Origin of the sequence: Enterobacter sp. 22466, assembly GCF_052044775.1 — a bacterium.
In the GTDB taxonomy this organism is placed as follows: Bacteria; Pseudomonadota; Gammaproteobacteria; order Enterobacterales; family Enterobacteriaceae; genus Enterobacter; species Enterobacter dissolvens.
In genome coordinates this window covers 164,942-181,161 of record NZ_JBQENX010000009.1, presented here as the reverse complement: position 1 = coordinate 181,161, position 16,220 = coordinate 164,942, and the positions used below count along the sequence as shown (strand labels likewise).

Sequence of the window (16,220 nt, the reverse complement as noted above, 5' to 3'; positions counted from 1 at the left end):
TTGACACTCTATTCACAATCCTGCCACAGAGATAGCGCAATATATCGAAGCCTATGTTCGAATTTTTTGAATAAGGCACTGGAAGCGCTGATGTGGTACTCTATAGCAATCATTACAAAGAGATTTTATCCGGCAGTGCACTGCCCGTTAATGCTATGACAGAACAACAAAAATTGACCTTCCCGATGCTCCTGCAACAGCTTGATTCACTGATGCTGCGCGATAAACAGCGCTTTGCTCGCCGCTTGCACGGGGTGAAGAAGGTTAAAAATCCTGATGCACAACAGGCCATTTTCCAGGAGATGGCGAAAGAGATTGAACTGGCGGCAGGGAAGGTTGTGCTGCGCGAAGCGGCACGTCCGGCCATCACCTATCCGGAAAACCTGCCCGTCAGTCAGAAAAAGCAGGAAATCCTCAACGCCGTGCGCGACCACCAGGTGGTGATCGTGGCAGGGGAAACCGGTTCGGGGAAAACCACACAGCTGCCGAAAATCTGTATGGAGCTGGGCCGCGGGGTGAAGGGCCTGATTGGCCACACCCAGCCGCGTCGTCTGGCGGCGCGTACCGTGGCGAACCGTATTGCCGAAGAGCTGCAAACGGAGCCGGGTGGCTGCATTGGTTATAAGGTGCGTTTCAGCGACCATGTGAGCGATAACACCATGGTCAAGCTGATGACCGACGGTATCCTGCTGGCGGAAATTCAGCAGGATCGTCTGCTGATGCAGTACGACACCATCATTATCGATGAGGCGCACGAGCGCAGTCTGAACATCGACTTCCTGCTCGGTTACCTGAAAGAGCTGCTGCCGCGTCGCCCGGATCTGAAAATTATCATCACCTCCGCGACCATCGACCCGGAACGCTTCTCAAAGCATTTCAATAACGCACCCATAATCGAAGTCTCCGGCCGTACGTACCCGGTAGAAGTGCGCTATCGCCCGATTGTCGAAGAGGCGGATGATACCGAGCGCGACCAGCTGCAGGCTATTTTCGATGCCGTTGACGAACTGGGCAATGAGAGCGCGGGCGACATTCTGATCTTTATGAGCGGCGAGCGTGAGATCCGCGATACCGCCGATGCGCTCAGCAAGCGCGATCTGCGCCACACGGAAATTTTGCCGCTTTATGCGCGCCTCTCCAACAGCGAACAGAACCGCGTGTTCCAGCCGCACAGCGGGCGACGCATCGTGCTGGCGACCAACGTGGCGGAAACCTCGCTGACCGTGCCGGGCATCAAGTATGTGATTGATCCGGGTACGGCGCGTATCAGCCGCTACAGCTACCGCACCAAGGTACAGCGTCTGCCGATTGAGCCGGTTTCACAGGCCTCGGCCAACCAGCGTAAAGGGCGCTGTGGACGTGTGTCGGAGGGGATCTGTATCCGTCTCTATTCGGAAGACGATTTCCTCTCCCGCCCGGAGTTTACCGACCCGGAGATCCTGCGGACCAACCTGGCCTCCGTCATTCTGCAGATGACCGCGCTGGGGCTGGGCGATATCGCCGCTTTCCCGTTTGTCGAAGCGCCAGACAAACGCAATATTCAGGACGGCGTCCGCCTGCTGGAAGAGCTGGGAGCGATCACCACCGACGAGCAGGCCACCGCGTATAAACTGACGCCGCTGGGGCGTCAGCTCAGCCAGTTACCGGTCGACCCGCGTCTGGCGCGCATGGTGCTGGAAGCGCAGAAACACGGCTGCGTGCGCGAGGCGATGATCATCACCTCGGCGCTCTCCATTCAGGATCCGCGTGAACGGCCAATGGACAAACAGCAGGCGTCGGATGAGAAACACCGTCGCTTCCACGACAAAGAGTCTGATTTCCTCGCCTTTGTGAACCTGTGGAACTACCTCGGCGAGCAGCAGAAGGCGCTCTCCTCGAACCAGTTCCGCCGTCAGTGCCGCGTGGATTTCCTCAACTACCTGCGCGTGCGCGAGTGGCAGGATATTTACACCCAACTGCGTCAGGTGGTGAAAGAGCTGGGTATTCCGGTGAACAGTGAACCGGCGGAGTACCGTGAAATTCACATCGCATTGCTGACCGGACTGCTGTCCCATATCGGCATGAAGGACGCCGAAAAGCAGGAGTATACCGGTGCGCGCAACGCCCGTTTCTCTATCTTCCCCGGTTCGGGCTTGTTCAAGAAGCCGCCGAAGTGGACCATGGTTGCGGAGCTGGTGGAAACCAGCCGCCTGTGGGGGCGTATTGCCGCACGTATCGATCCGGAATGGGTGGAGCCGGTGGCGCAACACCTGCTGAAGCGTTCGTACAGTGAACCGCACTGGGAGCGCGCGCAGGGGGCGGTGATGGCGACGGAAAAAGTGACCGTCTACGGTCTGCCGGTGGTGGCCGCGCGTAAGGTCAACTACAGCCAGATTGATCCGGCGCTGTGCCGCGAGCTGTTTATCCGCCATGCGCTGGTGGAGGGCGACTGGCAGACGCGTCACGCCTTCTTCCGTGAAAACCTCAAACTGCGTGCCGAAGTGGAAGAGCTGGAGCACAAATCCCGTCGTCGCGACATTCTGGTGGATGACGAGGCGCTGTTCGAGTTTTACGACCAGCGCATCAGCCACGATGTCATTTCCGCCCGTCACTTTGACAGCTGGTGGAAGAAGGCCAGCAAAGAGACGCCGGACCTGCTCAACTTTGAAAAGAGCATGCTGATTAAAGAAGGGGCGGAATCGGTCAGTAAGCTCGATTACCCGAACTTCTGGCATCAGGGCAACCTCAAGCTACGCCTGACCTATCAGTTTGAGCCGGGTACAGACGCGGATGGTGTTACCGTTCATATCCCGCTGCCGCTATTAAACCAGGTGGATGAGAGCGGATTTGAGTGGCAAATTCCCGGCCTGCGCCGCGAGCTGGTGATTGCGCTCATCAAATCGCTGCCTAAACCGGTGCGCCGTAACTTTGTTCCGGCCCCTAACTACGCCGAAGCGTTTTTAGGCCGCGTGACGCCGCTGGAGCTGCCGCTGCTGGATGCGCTGGAGCGTGAGTTCCGCCGCATGACCGGCACCACCATTGACCGCGAAGACTGGAACTGGGATCAGGTGCCCGATCACCTGAAAATCACCTTCCGCGTGGTGGACGATAAAAACAAGAAGCTGCAGGAAGGCCGTTCGCTCACCGCACTGAAAGAGGCGCTGAAAGGCAAAGTGCAGGAGACCTTATCCGCGGTGGCGGATGAGGGGATTGAGCAGAGTGGGCTGCACATCTGGAGCTTTGGTCAGCTCCCGGAAAGCTACGAGCAAAAACGCGGCAATTACAAAGTGAAGGCCTGGCCTGCGCTGGTGGATGAGCGCGACAGCGTGGCGATCAAGCTGTTTGATAACCCGCAGGAACAGCAGCAGATGATGTGGCGCGGGCTGCGCCGCCTGCTGCTTCTGAATATCCCGTCGCCGATTAAGTATCTGCACGAGAAGCTGCCGAACAAAGCCAAGCTCGGCCTCTACTTTAACCCGTACGGCAAAGTGCTGGATCTGATCGATGACTGCATCTCCTGCGGCGTGGACAAACTCATCCACGAGGCGGGCGGTCCGGTCTGGTCAGAAGAGGGCTTTGCTCAGCTACATGAAAAGGTACGCGCGGAGCTGAACGACACCGTGGTGGACATTGCGAAGCAGGTCGAGCAGATCCTCACCACCGTGTTCAATATCAACAAACGCCTGAAAGGGCGCGTGGATATGACCATGGCGCTGGGGCTGTCGGATGTCAAAGCGCAGATGGCGGGCCTGGTGTACCGGGGCTTTGTCACCGGCAATGGCTTCAACCGTCTCGGCGACACGCTGCGTTATCTGCAGGCGATTGAAAAACGGCTGGAGAAAATGGCCATCGATCCGCATCGTGACCGTGCCCAGATGCTGAAAGTGGAAAACGTGCAGCAGGCGTGGCAGCAGTGGTTGAACAAACTGCCACCGGCACGCCGTGACGATGAAGACGTTCAGGCGATCCGCTGGATGATCGAAGAGTTACGCGTCAGCTTCTTTGCCCAGCAGCTCGGTACGCCGTATCCGATTTCGGATAAACGTATTTTGCAGGCGATGGAGCAAGTTTTCGCTTAAACCCTTGCCCGGTTTTCTCCCTCTCCCTTTGGGAGAGGGCCGGGGTGAGGGCATCAGGCCGCATAATTTTCACCCGTTCACAATTGCCAGCGTAAACCCATCCCACCCCTTAACCCCGACCGTTTGCAGCGCGGTGGCGGTTAAGCGTGGATTGTCCCCCATCATCTCGATAAACCGGCGAACACCCTGCACGCGCGCGTCGTCGCTTTGGCCGTTAATCACTTCACCCTCGCGCACCACGTTATCGCCAATAATCACCGTGCCGGGACGAGAATAGTGCAGCGCCCATTCGAGATAGCCGGGATTATTCGGTTTATCAGCATCAATAAAGATCAGGTCAAATGGCGGAATATCGCCGAAATTTTCCAGAGACGTCAGCGCAGGGCCTTCGATGAGTGCAATGCGATCGTTGAGACCGGCAAGCTGAATATTCTGCCGCGCCACGTCGGCATGCGTGGAATCGGCCTCAAGTGTAATCAGCTCTCCGTCCGGCGGCAGGGCGCGCGCCATCCAGATTGAACTGTAGGCACCCAACGTGCCAATCTCAAGAACACGGCGTGCCTGGGTCATGCGGACGAACAGCGCCAGCAGTTGCCCCTGATTGGCCGCAACATCGTGTTCGGGGAGTCCAGCGCGCTTGTTGTTTTCAAGAACCTGCTGGAGTACGTCATCTTCGGGAATAAGCGATGAAATCATGAAATTATCGACTGCAGACCACGGTTGTTGCATAGATTGTCTCCTGAGGGGGAATTGCCGGGTGGCGGCTACGCCTTACCCGGCCTGCGTGACGAAATCCAGGCCCGTTAAGCGCCTTCAGACATTGACCCAACCGCCGCCCAGCGCTTTATACAAATCAATCTGCGCCAGCAGCAGGTTATTTTTCACCTGCACCACATTTGTTTGCACCGAGTAGAGGGTACGCTGTGCGTCGAGCACATCCAGATAAGACGAGTAGCCGTTGCGATAGCGGTTCTGCGCAATGCGCAGCGTCTCCTGAGCCACATCCTGCTGGGCAAGCAACTCTGTCAGCTGTTCCCGATAACGCGTAATGGCGTCAAGGCTGTTGTTCACCTCCGCGAAGGCGTTGCGGACAGTTTTTTCATAGCTGTACAACGCCTGATTGCGCTGGGACTGGGAGATATCCACCTGCGCATTTAGCGCCTGGCGGTTCAGCAGCGGGGCGAGAATGCTGCCGCCCACATTCCAGAGCTGTAAAGGGTTGTCCAGCAGGCCAGAAAGGGTGCGATCCTGAATCGATCCGCTCGCTGTCAGGTTGATCGACGGCAGCAGGCTGGCGCGCGAGGCGGCCAGGCTGGCATCGGCCGCAATGAGCTGGCGCTCGGCCTGAACGATGTCAGGTCGTCGGTTAAGCAACGATGACGGCAGCTGTGAAGGCAGCCTGAGCGGGGTAAGCGTGCTGAAGCGCTCACTCCGGGTCACCTCGCCGGGGTTGCTTCCCAGCAGCAGACTCAGGGCGTTCTCTTGTTGCGCAATCTGATGCTGCAGCAGCGGCACCTGTGCCCGGGTGGCCCGCAGCTCGGAGTCGGACTGCATCAGCTCCAGGCGCGAACTGTAGCCCGTTTCAAACTGCCGTTTAGCAAGATTAAATGCCTCTTCGCGCGATTTCAGCGTGGATTCGGTGACGCGAAGCTGTTCGTCTAGCGAGAGCAGAGTGACATACCCGGAGGCCACCGACGATGCGACGGTTAAATCCGCGGCAGCGGCGGCGGCTTTTTGCGCTTCCAGCGAGGCCTGCGCGGCATTGGCCGTGCTGCGGTTGACGCCCCAGATATCCACATCATAGCTGGCGGTGAGGCTGCCTTTGTACAGCGTACTGTATACCGGTAAGCCGGTGGCGGCCGATTGCGTCCGGGCGCGGGTGCCGGTTACGCCCGCATCCAGCGACGGAAACAGGCTGCCGTCGGCGGCATACACCCTGGCCTGGTACTCATTGATCCGTTCGCGAGCGATCAGCACGTCGCTGTTATTTTTCAGCGCCTGATCCACGTAGCGGTTGAGGTTGTTGTCGTGAAAATTTCGCCACCAGAGCTGTTCAGGCGCGCTGGTGGGGCCAGTTGCTGCACGCCACTGCGCAGGAATGTGCAGTGAAGGTTGGGCAGGTTTTACATCCACCGACTGGCATCCGGTAAGCAGAACGGCAACCAGCAGGCTGGCAATCGGGCGAAGGGTCATTGCTTCGCCTCCCGCGTATCAATGGTCACCTGTACCGACATGCCAGGACGCAGCAACGCCGACTCTTCAGGCTTACCCAGCACTTCGATACGCACCGGAATACGCTGGGCGATTTTGACAAAGTTCCCGGTCGCATTATCCGGCGTGATGGCACTGAATTCGACGCCGGTCGCCGGGGAGATGCTCTCCACGCGGCCCTGATAGGCTTTGTTATTGAGCGCATCGACGGTAAATTTCACCGGCTGGCCAATGCGCAGCTCCGCGAGCTGGGTCTCTTTGATGTTGGCGATCACCCAGTGCTGAGGCGGCACCAGGGTGGTGAGGTGTGTTCCGGCGGTCACATACGCGCCCAGACGCACCGCGATTTGTCCCAGCTGGCCGTCACGCGGCGCCACAATGCGGGTGTTTTGCAGGTCAATCTGCGCCAGTTCCAGCGCCGCTCTGGCATTTTCAACATCGGCCTCCAGCGCACCGCGGTTCACAATCACCGTTTGCAAATCCTGGCGCGACATCTCAAGCGTCGCTTTTGCCTGCTCAATATCGGCGCTGCCCTGGGCCGCGCTGGCCAGCGCCGCGTCGCGTTCGCGGATGGAGAGCGATCCGTCCGCCGTCAGATCTTTTACACGTTTTAAATCCGCCTGGGTTTTCAGACTTTGGGCGCGGGCGTTTTTCAGGGCCGCCTCGTTACGGGCAATCACCGCTTCCGCGCTTTTACGCTGCTGCAGGTTATTATTCAGGGCGGCAATTTTCATCGCCAGCTGCGCCTCGGCCTGATGCACGCGCTGGCGATAGATGCGGTCATCAATCTGCAGCAGCAGGTCGCCTTTTTTCACCTGCACAAAATCCTGCACCTTCACGTCGGTGATATAGCCATTGACCTGCGGACTGATGAACGTGGTCTGGCCGCGTACGTAAGCATTGTCAGTAAACTGCGCGTGGCGGGTGAACGGGGGGAGCTGCCACGCGTAAAGGATCACCAGCACGCCGACAATCCCGATGGCAGCGGCGGTGAAAATTGACACAATGCGTACATTTTTGCGGGTGTTGGCCTGCTCTTTGGCGGCATCCTGCTGACTCATAAACTCTCCAGAAATATTTCAATTATTTGTTGCCGGTGGCGTTCTTAAGCGCCATACGGGCAGTGATGCGCAGACGCAGCAAGCGCCATAAAATCCAGACCAGCGTGGCCGCGGCAATACTCGCGGTCAGCAAATAAGTATCGTTATAAGCCAGAATGTTTGCCTCAAGGGCAGTGACCGTCTGTAACTGGGTGATCGCCTGCGTGCCCAGCAGCGCACTGTCGCCAATCAGGCTCTTGTACATCTGGGTATAAAGCTGAATTCGCTCGTTGACCAGGGGATTGAGCGTCGTGAGCTGGTCCGCCAGCAGGCTGGAGTGGTACTTCTCGCGCCAGGTCTGGAAGGTTCCCAGGATCGCCGAACCCAGCAGGCCGCCGAGGTTCTGGCTCATGCCGAACATCACCGAGAAACTCACCAGATTACGTGGATCGGCAATCACGCCACCAATGGCGGCCAGCATCGCGGGGGCGAGGAAGAAGGCGCTGCCAAAGCCCAGCAGGAACTGGCTGAGCATCAGCTGATCCGGACGGGTCAGGTTGTTTGACTGGCTGTCCAGCAACGAGGCGATAATCATCAGCACCAGGGAGGTGATGATCGGCCACGCCAGTTTCGTCGGCTTAATGGTGAGACAGCTGGTGACGATCCCGCAGACGATGCCGGCGAAAATGGACCACGCCAGGTGCGTCATCTGCTCGTTCTGTAACCCCACATACTGCAGCCAGCCGATGACGCCGGTGTTTTGCTCGGCCAGCACAATGCGGATCAGCAGCATGATCAGCCCCAGACGAACGATACTGCCGCTCGACAGCCAGCGGGTATTCAGCAGCGGGTTAGTGCGGTTATGTTCAAACACGATGGCGGAAACAATCAGCACCAGCGATAGCGCCAGCGACCAGCCGATCCACGGCGCTTCGAACCACCAGTCCAGACGCCCCAGCGACAGCACCGCGCACAGCAACGCCATCCCCGGTGCCAGCAAAAAGAAGGTCACAAAGTCTTTCTTCTCAAAGACCTTACGCCGATCCCCCGGAGGCAGTTTCAGTGCGATCACACAGGCCAGCGAGATCAGCGCCAGCCCCAGTTCGAAGAAATAGAGTCCGCGCCACTCGTCCAACTGGAGAAGCTCGGTGGAAAACAGACGCGCCAGCGGAATGGCGAGTGACGAACCGGTGATGCCAATTGTCAGCGCCTTCAGACGGTGCTTCGCCGGCCAGGCCTGGATCTGATAATAAATGCCCAGCGAACTGAGCGCGGCGGCCACCATTCCGTGCGCGGCGCGCACCATCAGCGCCGAACTGAGGTCGTTAACGAACAGGTGGAAGAAGGTGACCAGCACATACAGCACCAGAAAGCCTTCCGTAAAGGCGCGCAGACCATACTGCTGGCGGAATTTCACCAGTAGCAGGTTAATGGAGATATTGGTCATCACATAGACCGCCGGTAGCCAGGCGATCTCGGTTGACCAGGCGCCAAAGGTGCCCTGCAAATTTTGCAGGTTGGCGGTGACCACCGCATTCCCCAGGGCGCCCGTCAGGCAGACCAGCAGACCCACAACGCCATAGGCAATCCGCTTTGGCGTGCTGTGCTCCGGCGTAGAGGGTGAACCCAGCAGGGCGGGTTTCTCGTGTGGCTGCCACTCGCGAGGAGCATAAGGATCGCGTTCGGGCAGGCGCATAACGTCGTTTACCTTTGAAAAAATTAAATAATTAGCGGGCTGGCGATTCTACGTCTGCCGTAAAACATAATACAAGTGAATATGATTTACGCATGTTAATCAAATGTTGAAATAAAGGTTTTAGGAAAAAGAGCGGCCTTATCTCTGGCACTTTAGGAATCAACGCCTGTTTTGACACGACAAGTGCGGTACGCTAATCCAAACGCTGTAAGGAGGTGACGATGATACCGACAATTTTTCCCTGTTTGCCCGGCAGCACGCTCAGTGCCGTAAACACGGTTGGGCAGTGGCTGGCGCAGGATGACCTGCAACCGGGTCAGTCCGTGGATATGGTCATTCTGGCAGGGAATGCCGTCATTCCGACCATCGAGGCCGCCTGCCGTCTGGCGGCGGAGCAGGGGGTACCCTTGATCATTAGCGGAGGCATCGGACACTCCACGACATTTCTCTATGCCGCGATTGCGAAACATCCGCGCTATCACACCATTCCCACCACGGGCCGGGCAGAGGCGGCCATCCTGGCGGATATCGCCCGTGAATTCTGGCAGATCCCGGCAGACCGGGTGTGGGTGGAAGATCAGTCAACGAACTGCGGGGAGAACGCCCGCTTTAGCCGCGAATTAATGACGCACCATCAGTTTGCCCCTGAAAGCGTGCTGGTGGTGCAGGATCCAACCATGCAGCGACGCACCATGGCAACGTTCGCGCGCGTATGCCGGGACGAACCCGTATCGCCGGAATGGGTGAGCCACGCGGGCTTTACGCCCGTGCTGCAAAACGGTGACGATGGGCTGGTGTTCAGCGATTCCGGTGAAGGGCTTTGGCCGGTGGAACGCTATTTATCGCTGGTGCTGGGGGAACTGCCGCGCCTGCGTGACGACGTTAACGGTTACGGTCCGGCAGGACGTGATTTTATTGCCCACGTGACGATACCTGATGAGATCGAGGCGGCGTGGCAGGTGTTGCGCAATGACATTGTTCTGACCGACGCCCTGGTGAGCCGCGCGTTGTTATGATCCGCTGCCCGTTTGCGAAAAGACTCACGCAAACGGGCATTTCAGGCGGCTGTTTTTGAATCACAGCGCCGCAAACTTATCCAGCGTGCGCACCAGCTGCGTCACAAACCCATACTCGTTGTCATACCAGGCGACGGCTTTCACCAGCTGCAGATCGCCCGCCTCGGTCACTTCGGTCTGCGTGGCGTCAAACACCGAGCCAAAGTGCGAGCCAATCACATCGGACGAGACAATCTCCTCATCCGTATACCCAAACGATTTATTCCCCTGTGTCGCTTTTTTCAGTGCGGCATTGATCTCCTCAACGGTGACCTTTTTACCCAGAATGGCGACCAGTTCGGTTACCGAACCGGTTTTCACCGGCACGCGCTGGGCGTGGCCTTTCAGTTTGCCGCTCAGGGCCGGGATCACCAGACCAATCGCTTTTGCGGCACCCGTGGTATGAGGAATAACATTTTCTGCCGCCGCGCGTGAGGCGCGCAGATCTTTGCCACGCGGACCATCCACCAGCGCCTGGGTACCGGTATAGGCGTGAATGGTGGTCATGGTGCCCACTTTAATTTCAAAGGCATCGTGCAGGGCTTTTGCCAGCGGGGCGAGACAGTTGGTGGTGCAGGAGGCGACGGAGATGATGGTATCACTGGCGTCAATGGTGTCGTCGTTAACGTTAAACACAATGGTTTTCATCTCACCGGCAGGTGCGGAGATCAGCACTTTTTTGGCACCTGCATCCAGATGCGCTCTGGATTTCTCTTCCGACGTATAAAAACCGGTGCATTCCACAACGATATCCACCCCTGCGGCTTTCCACGGAATATGTTTGGCCTCTTTCTCGGCGTACACCGCGATCGTCTTGCCATCCACAATCAGCGCGTCTTCGGTGAAATCCACACTCCACGGGAAACCCCCGTAGTTTGAATCATGCCTGAGCAGATAAGCCAGCACTTTGGGAGAGGTGAGGTCGTTGATGGCGACGACGGTGTTGCTGTCCTGGGTTTCAAGAAGGCGACGAAGTACGAGGCGTCCAATGCGTCCAAATCCGTTAATGCCAATTTTACTCATGGTGTTCTCCTGTAAACGTGTCGATGCAACAGTTTGAACTTATCCAGGCTTAGACCATGAGCGCCGGGGCGGCAATTGAAGATGCTTCATGCGCGAGGAAGTAATTGAAAACCCATACAGAAAAGTTAATGAATTTTTAAGGAAAGGTCGTTATGTTGGCCCGGTAACTGTTTTTTATCGGGAAATCACATGCGCACTAAATATACAAGCCTGCAAATCGGCATCCACTGGCTGGTGTTTCTGTTAGTCATCGTCGCCTACTGCGCCATGGAGTTCAGAGGATTCTTTCCGCGTACCGACCGACCGGTGATCAATATGATCCACGTTTCATGCGGTATCACGATCCTGGTATTGATGGTGACACGTCTGCTGGTGCGCCTGAAGTTCCGCGCGCCGCCGATTGAGCCGAAACCGAAAGCGATGATCACCGGGCTCTCCCATCTGGGGCATCTGGTGATTTATCTGCTGTTTATTGCTTTGCCGCTGATTGGCCTGGTGATGATGTATAACCGTGGAAACGACTGGTTTGCCTTTGGCATCGCCATGCCGCACGCGGCGGAATCCAACTTTGAGCTGGCTGATGGGCTAAAAGAGTGGCACGAGACGCTGGCGAACCTCGGCTATTTTGTCATTGGCCTGCACGCGGCGGCGGCGCTGATGCATCACTATTTCTGGAAAGATAATACGCTGCTGCGCATGATGCCGAAAAAGCGGCAGTAGTCCTCAAGACTTTTGCCGCCTTTCTCGCCGGGTGGCGTTGCGCTTACCCGGCCTACAAAACCCGTTTTTTATTGCAGCAGAGCACGCTCTTCAGCCGTTAACGCCAGCCCCTGGGTTGACCCGGCCTCTGACGATTTCACCGCCGCTTCCAGCACCGCCATCACCGCTAACGCCTCGACAGGATGAACCGGATTGGCAATCTTCCCGAGCAGAGCATCGCGCACATTCATGTAATACTGACGCTGATCGCCTTTCGGCGTGGAAATCGTCTGCGGCGCGCCGTCAGCCCCGAAGAACACCATACTGTCGCTGTCCTCACCCCAGGTTTCGCTGCCCGGAACGACGCCGGCCAGCAGCTGCGCTTCCTGTTGATCGATACGGGCTTTCACTACGCTGCCCTTGTCGCCATGAACGGTAAAGCGCGCGGTGCCACCCGCGACCAGCATGCTGGCGTGCAAGATGACCTTATGCTGAGGGTAATTTAAAACCACATGCGCCCAGTCGTTAACTTCGGCACCGTCGCGCAGCGTCGCGATATTCCCCTGTACCGACTGAGGCAGACCAAAGAGCTGCAGCGTCTGGTCGATCAGATGCGGACCGAGGTCAAACCACAGTCCGCTTCCCGGTACGTTTTGTTCTCTCCAGCGCACGCGCACTTCCGGGCGGAAGCGATCGATGTGCGACTCAAACAGTTTCACCTTGCCGAGGGTGCCCTGCGCAATAACGTCCTTAATGCCGAGGAAATCACTGTCCCAGCGGCGGTTATGGAACACGGAAAGCAGAAGCTGCTTTTCATCCGCCAGGGCGATCAGATCGCGCGCTTCCTGCATATCGAGCGTGAAAGGCTTATCCACCACCACATGTTTTCCTGCGTTCAGGGCCAGCGTGGCCAGCGGCGCATGGGTCGCGTTCGGGGAGGCGATCACCACCAGGTCGACGTCCGGATGCGTGATGGCCTCTTCCGGGGTGGCGACCACCTGCACGTCCGGCAGATCGCGCGTGACCTTTTCCGCGTCGCGAGAAGAAACCACCGCCAGTTTAAGCCCGTCCACAGCCTGGATCAGCGGGGCATGGAAGGTTTTACCCACAAATCCATACCCGATCAGCGCAATGTTAATTGTCTTCATTTTACTCATGACCTTCTCCACGTTGATGCGCGCAAACCGTGACATGCACTGCGCTCTGGTCCCCAAGCTCAGGCCAGGGACGATCTAAAAACAGTTGATGAATTTCTTCTAACCCGCATACCAGGTACGGTTCACAGCGGTTGACTTTCAGATGGTCCGCGACGATCCAGTGCGCCTGGCTGGCGGCAAGCATCGCCCGTTTTACCTCGGCATCAGCCTCTGTACTGGCACTCAGACCGAGTGATGAATGAAGGGCGCAGGCGCCGAGAATGGCGATATCCGCCCGATACCGCGAAAGAAGGGAGAGGGTAGCACCGCCGGCAAACAGGCGTTGCTTCTGATCCCACTTCCCGCCGAGCAGGATCAGGTCGATATCCTCCCGGTCGCTAAAATAGTGGGCGATATCCAGCGAGGTGGTGATCACCGTCAGCGGCCCCTGAAGAAAAGTGGCAACCGCCATGACCGTGCTGCCCGCATCCAGAAACAGCGTTGAACCCGCCGGAACAGACTGTGCCACCTGTTTTCCCAGCCGCTGTTTGGTGTCCGGCAGGAGCGTGTTTCTGCCCTGGCGATTCATGGCCGAGAGATTCAGCGCGATAGCGCCCCCGTGGTTCTTCTGCGCCAGCCCCTGTTTTTCGAGGTCTGTCAGATCCCGGCGAATGGTATCGGCTGAAACCTGCAGCTTTTCCGCCAACTCGGTGATACTGGCCTGTCCCTGCTCGCTGATGATCTCGAGCACATATTTTTGACGGGCGGTTTTGTGCATAGGATGAATCCTGCAAAATGTCGCAATAGTTTGCATAATACAGCATTTTGTCGCAGAGGGAAGGGGAACGTCTTTTTAGTTCAAAGCAGTGATTATTGATTTTATATTGATTAAATATAAGTGTACGGTTGCGAGGGGTAATCAGTATGTTATGACGATGTTTATTCTGACTGTTTGGTTTATGTAACCAGTTAGCAATCGTTTATCGGTGTTTTATTTCATTAATAAATTAATTTAAGAGATAATGTGCCAAAATATTCAGCCTGTATAGCTTTTGATCCCAAAAGAGATGGGGCAGTTACTTAAATTGACAGTTCTTTGAAAATCTTTGTGTCTGACGCGCCATGAAATTAACGCAAAAATGTACATCCGACGAATTTCTAATTTCACTTAAATAACAAGGACTTTGTTTGTTTCACTTGAAAAGCCATTTTTAAGACTTTGTCCAGAAACCCCATGATTTTTCTTATTTGTAACACCACGATAACATTGTGGGTGTAGTTGCTTATACCACATTTTGTTATGCTGCCAACCAGTTTAAGAAGTAAGTAAATTCTTAATTTTATATAGGACACAGAACGGCTCTCATCTCCAATGGAAATGGGTATAGGGAGCTTTTACCCAAAATTTACGACGGGGGGTGAGTAATATTTGTCTGAATATCTATACCTCTTTTTGGGTAAATGGTTGAACAACACGTAAACTCAGGGAGATATAAATGACGATATGGCGAAATTATAAGTCGTTACGAATATCCGCAACGCTGATATTAATTTCGATAGGCATCAATACAGCCAATGCCAATAGCGGTGTGGTGGGTATTGCCCCGATTCCAAAGACAACGTTAAAAGAAAGTATCCTGTTTGCCATCGATCGCGATCCGTCGGTCAACCAACAGGCGGCACAATTAGGTATTGGTCAGGCGCAAATAGATGAAGCGCGTAGCGGATGGATGCCGCAAATATCGCTGAACGGCAGTACAGGCCATAGCCAGACCACCGATTCCAGCGGATCGCTGAGAAATTCCGCGGCCTGGGGATTGAGCCTCACGCAGCTTATCTATGATTTTGGAAAGACGAATAACAGTATCAGCCAGTCTTCTGCGCGACGTGATAGCTATCGTTACCAGTTGATGGAGACGCTCTCAGCGGTGGCGGAAAAAACCGCGCTGAGCTATGTGGAAGTCAAACGCTACAGCGATCTGTTAGAGGCGGCTAAAGAGAATGTTCAGGCCCTCAAAAACGTGGAGCAACTGGCGAAACTGCGCGCGGATGCGGGCGTAAGTTCAACCTCCGATGAACTGCAGACTCGCACACGGATCGCCGGAATGCAGGCGACGGTTGAACAGTACAGCGCCGCGTTAAACAGTGCCCGCGCCAGACTGGCGGTATTGACGGGCATGCAGGCTGAATCCTATTCACCGGTGCCTGCGAAGCTCGCCGTTGAACAGGATGCCGTTAACCAGATTGATTATTCACTGATACCGGCAGTGATGGCCGCGCAGAATATGGAACGTTCTGCCCAGTATGGCGTGGAAACCGCAAAATCTCAGCACTGGCCAACCTTAAGCCTGAAAGGAGGACGCACGCGTTATGAGTCCGATAACCGTTCTTACTGGGATGACCAGATACAGCTCAATATCGATGCGCCCCTTTATCAGGGGGGAGCCGTGTCCGCACGCGTCCGTCAGGCTGAAGGGGCCAGGGCGATGGCGTCGTCTCAGGTCGATCAGGCGCGATTCGATGTGTTGCAAAAAGCCTCCGTCGCGCAGGCAGACTGGACCGGCGCGCGCGGAAGAATGGCCGCTGGAGCGTTGCAACTGGAGAGTGCGTTACGTGCGCGCGAGGTCTACCGAAATGAATATACCCTGAGCAAGCGCAGCATTAATGATTTGCTCAGCGTTGAACAGGACGTCTGGCAGGCCACCTCCGCGAAAATAATCGCGGAATATGATGGCTGGAGTTCGGCAATTAATTACGCTGCCGCTGTTGATAATCTTATGCCGCTTATTGGAATTGAGAAAAACGCTGCCGCAAAATTACCCGATTTGAGTTGAAAAAATACGCGCATTGTTGCGCGAAATAAGTCTGAAAATAATGGGTGAATTTTCCCAGGGATAGCTACATCCATCTGGTGGACATATCCACAGGAATCCGTGCACCTGCAAGGAGAGAAATATGAGTAACATTAAAGTTGTTGATGTCATCATTCGCAAAACGGCGGAGAAAACGAAATTAACCGGCGAAGGTAATCTGTCGGTCTCCATTTCATCGCCGAGCGTGATTGAAATCCAGGGTTCTGCTCAGGACGTGGTGCGTTACGTCCGCCAGGGAAAAGACCTGCTCATTTATATGAAAGATGGCAGCGTTATTCGCTGCAATAACTATTTTGTTGAAGATCCTGAAACCCATAACCAGTCCGAACTGGTATTTAACGATAATCAGGAATTAACACATATTTCTTTTGCCGATGCCGGGGAAGCGTCAGGCGTAGCCGTTACCGAATTGACCGCACAGGCCACACC

Annotated in this window: 11 protein-coding genes and 1 pseudogene; 5 read left to right on the top strand and 7 right to left on the bottom strand. The window is 56.0% G+C overall.

Annotated features, from left to right (window positions below; genetic code table 11):
• Positions 1 to 155: 155 nt before the first annotated feature.
• Complete coding sequence (gene hrpA / locus ACTJJI_RS21065) at positions 156 to 4,058, top strand: ATP-dependent RNA helicase HrpA (RefSeq protein ID WP_440655491.1); 3,903 nt, start codon at positions 156 to 158, stop codon at positions 4,056 to 4,058.
• Between the two features lie 69 nt (positions 4,059 to 4,127).
• Here hrpA and ACTJJI_RS21060 read toward each other — a convergent pair whose 3' ends face one another.
• From ACTJJI_RS21060 to ACTJJI_RS21045, 4 genes are all read right to left on the bottom strand, one after another.
• On the bottom strand, positions 4,128 to 4,787 hold the full coding sequence (locus ACTJJI_RS21060) for an O-methyltransferase (RefSeq protein WP_047361984.1): 660 nt from the start codon (positions 4,785 to 4,787) through the stop codon (positions 4,128 to 4,130).
• Positions 4,788 to 4,871: 84 nt separating this feature from the next.
• Positions 4,872 to 6,251 carry an efflux transporter outer membrane subunit gene (locus ACTJJI_RS21055; protein WP_440655490.1) on the bottom strand — a complete coding sequence of 460 codons (1,380 nt, stop codon included), beginning with the start codon at positions 6,249 to 6,251 and terminating at the stop codon, positions 4,872 to 4,874.
• Positions 6,248 to 7,330, bottom strand: a complete 1,083-nt coding sequence (locus ACTJJI_RS21050; protein WP_248041007.1) for an HlyD family secretion protein — start codon at positions 7,328 to 7,330, stop codon at positions 6,248 to 6,250. Before ACTJJI_RS21050 ends, ACTJJI_RS21055 begins: the two co-directional genes overlap by 4 nt.
• Before the next feature lie 22 nt (positions 7,331 to 7,352).
• Complete coding sequence (locus ACTJJI_RS21045) at positions 7,353 to 9,005, bottom strand: MFS transporter (RefSeq protein ID WP_014831831.1); 1,653 nt, start codon at positions 9,003 to 9,005, stop codon at positions 7,353 to 7,355.
• 221 nt (positions 9,006 to 9,226) lie between these two features.
• Here ACTJJI_RS21045 and ACTJJI_RS21040 point away from each other — a divergent pair, with 221 nt between their 5' ends.
• Positions 9,227 to 10,021, top strand: a complete 795-nt coding sequence (locus tag ACTJJI_RS21040) for a YdcF family protein (RefSeq protein WP_063411818.1) — start codon at positions 9,227 to 9,229, stop codon at positions 10,019 to 10,021.
• Between the two features lie 60 nt (positions 10,022 to 10,081).
• Here the strand turns inward: ACTJJI_RS21040 and gap are convergent, their stop codons facing one another.
• Positions 10,082 to 11,083, bottom strand: coding sequence for a type I glyceraldehyde-3-phosphate dehydrogenase (gene gap / locus ACTJJI_RS21035; RefSeq protein ID WP_014831835.1), 1,002 nt, complete (start codon positions 11,081 to 11,083; stop codon positions 10,082 to 10,084).
• Between the two features lie 189 nt (positions 11,084 to 11,272).
• Here gap and cybB point away from each other — a divergent pair, with 189 nt between their 5' ends.
• Complete coding sequence (cybB, locus tag ACTJJI_RS21030; protein ID WP_014831836.1) at positions 11,273 to 11,803, top strand: cytochrome b561; 531 nt, start codon at positions 11,273 to 11,275, stop codon at positions 11,801 to 11,803.
• Between the two features lie 68 nt (positions 11,804 to 11,871).
• Here the strand turns inward: cybB and ACTJJI_RS21025 are convergent, their stop codons facing one another.
• Both ACTJJI_RS21025 and ACTJJI_RS21020 read right to left on the bottom strand, forming a co-directional pair.
• On the bottom strand, positions 11,872 to 12,939 hold the full coding sequence (locus tag ACTJJI_RS21025; protein WP_248061742.1) for an oxidoreductase: 1,068 nt from the start codon (positions 12,937 to 12,939) through the stop codon (positions 11,872 to 11,874).
• Positions 12,932 to 13,696, bottom strand: a complete 765-nt coding sequence (locus tag ACTJJI_RS21020; RefSeq protein ID WP_014831838.1) for a DeoR/GlpR family DNA-binding transcription regulator — start codon at positions 13,694 to 13,696, stop codon at positions 12,932 to 12,934. The genes ACTJJI_RS21025 and ACTJJI_RS21020 overlap by 8 nt, the downstream gene beginning before the upstream one ends.
• Before the next feature lie 718 nt (positions 13,697 to 14,414).
• Here ACTJJI_RS21020 and ACTJJI_RS21015 point away from each other — a divergent pair.
• Together ACTJJI_RS21015 and ACTJJI_RS21010 are read left to right on the top strand one after the other, a co-directional pair.
• Positions 14,415 to 15,752, top strand: coding sequence for a TolC family outer membrane protein (locus ACTJJI_RS21015; protein WP_440655489.1), 1,338 nt, complete (start codon positions 14,415 to 14,417; stop codon positions 15,750 to 15,752).
• A 121-nt stretch (positions 15,753 to 15,873) separates the two neighbouring features.
• Positions 15,874 to 16,218, top strand: a pseudogene (locus ACTJJI_RS21010) (BapA/Bap/LapF family prefix-like domain-containing protein); the annotation flags it as partial.
• Positions 16,219 to 16,220: the final 2 nt, after the last annotated feature.

Excerpts from the sequence above, each read along its gene's own strand:
- hrpA (WP_440655491.1), top strand. The coding sequence starts at position 156 with ATGACAGAACAACAAAAATTGACCTTCCCGATGCTCCTGCAACAGCTT.
- ACTJJI_RS21060 (WP_047361984.1), bottom strand. The coding sequence starts at position 4,787 with ATGCAACAACCGTGGTCTGCAGTCGATAATTTCATGATTTCATCGCTT.
- ACTJJI_RS21055 (WP_440655490.1), bottom strand. The coding sequence starts at position 6,251 with ATGACCCTTCGCCCGATTGCCAGCCTGCTGGTTGCCGTTCTGCTTACC.
- ACTJJI_RS21050 (WP_248041007.1), bottom strand. The coding sequence starts at position 7,330 with ATGAGTCAGCAGGATGCCGCCAAAGAGCAGGCCAACACCCGCAAAAAT.
- ACTJJI_RS21045 (WP_014831831.1), bottom strand. The coding sequence starts at position 9,005 with ATGCGCCTGCCCGAACGCGATCCTTATGCTCCTCGCGAGTGGCAGCCA.
- ACTJJI_RS21040 (WP_063411818.1), top strand. The coding sequence starts at position 9,227 with ATGATACCGACAATTTTTCCCTGTTTGCCCGGCAGCACGCTCAGTGCC.
- gap (WP_014831835.1), bottom strand. The coding sequence starts at position 11,083 with ATGAGTAAAATTGGCATTAACGGATTTGGACGCATTGGACGCCTCGTA.
- cybB (WP_014831836.1), top strand. The coding sequence starts at position 11,273 with ATGCGCACTAAATATACAAGCCTGCAAATCGGCATCCACTGGCTGGTG.
- ACTJJI_RS21025 (WP_248061742.1), bottom strand. The coding sequence starts at position 12,939 with ATGAGTAAAATGAAGACAATTAACATTGCGCTGATCGGGTATGGATTT.
- ACTJJI_RS21020 (WP_014831838.1), bottom strand. The coding sequence starts at position 13,696 with ATGCACAAAACCGCCCGTCAAAAATATGTGCTCGAGATCATCAGCGAG.
- ACTJJI_RS21015 (WP_440655489.1), top strand. The coding sequence starts at position 14,415 with ATGACGATATGGCGAAATTATAAGTCGTTACGAATATCCGCAACGCTG.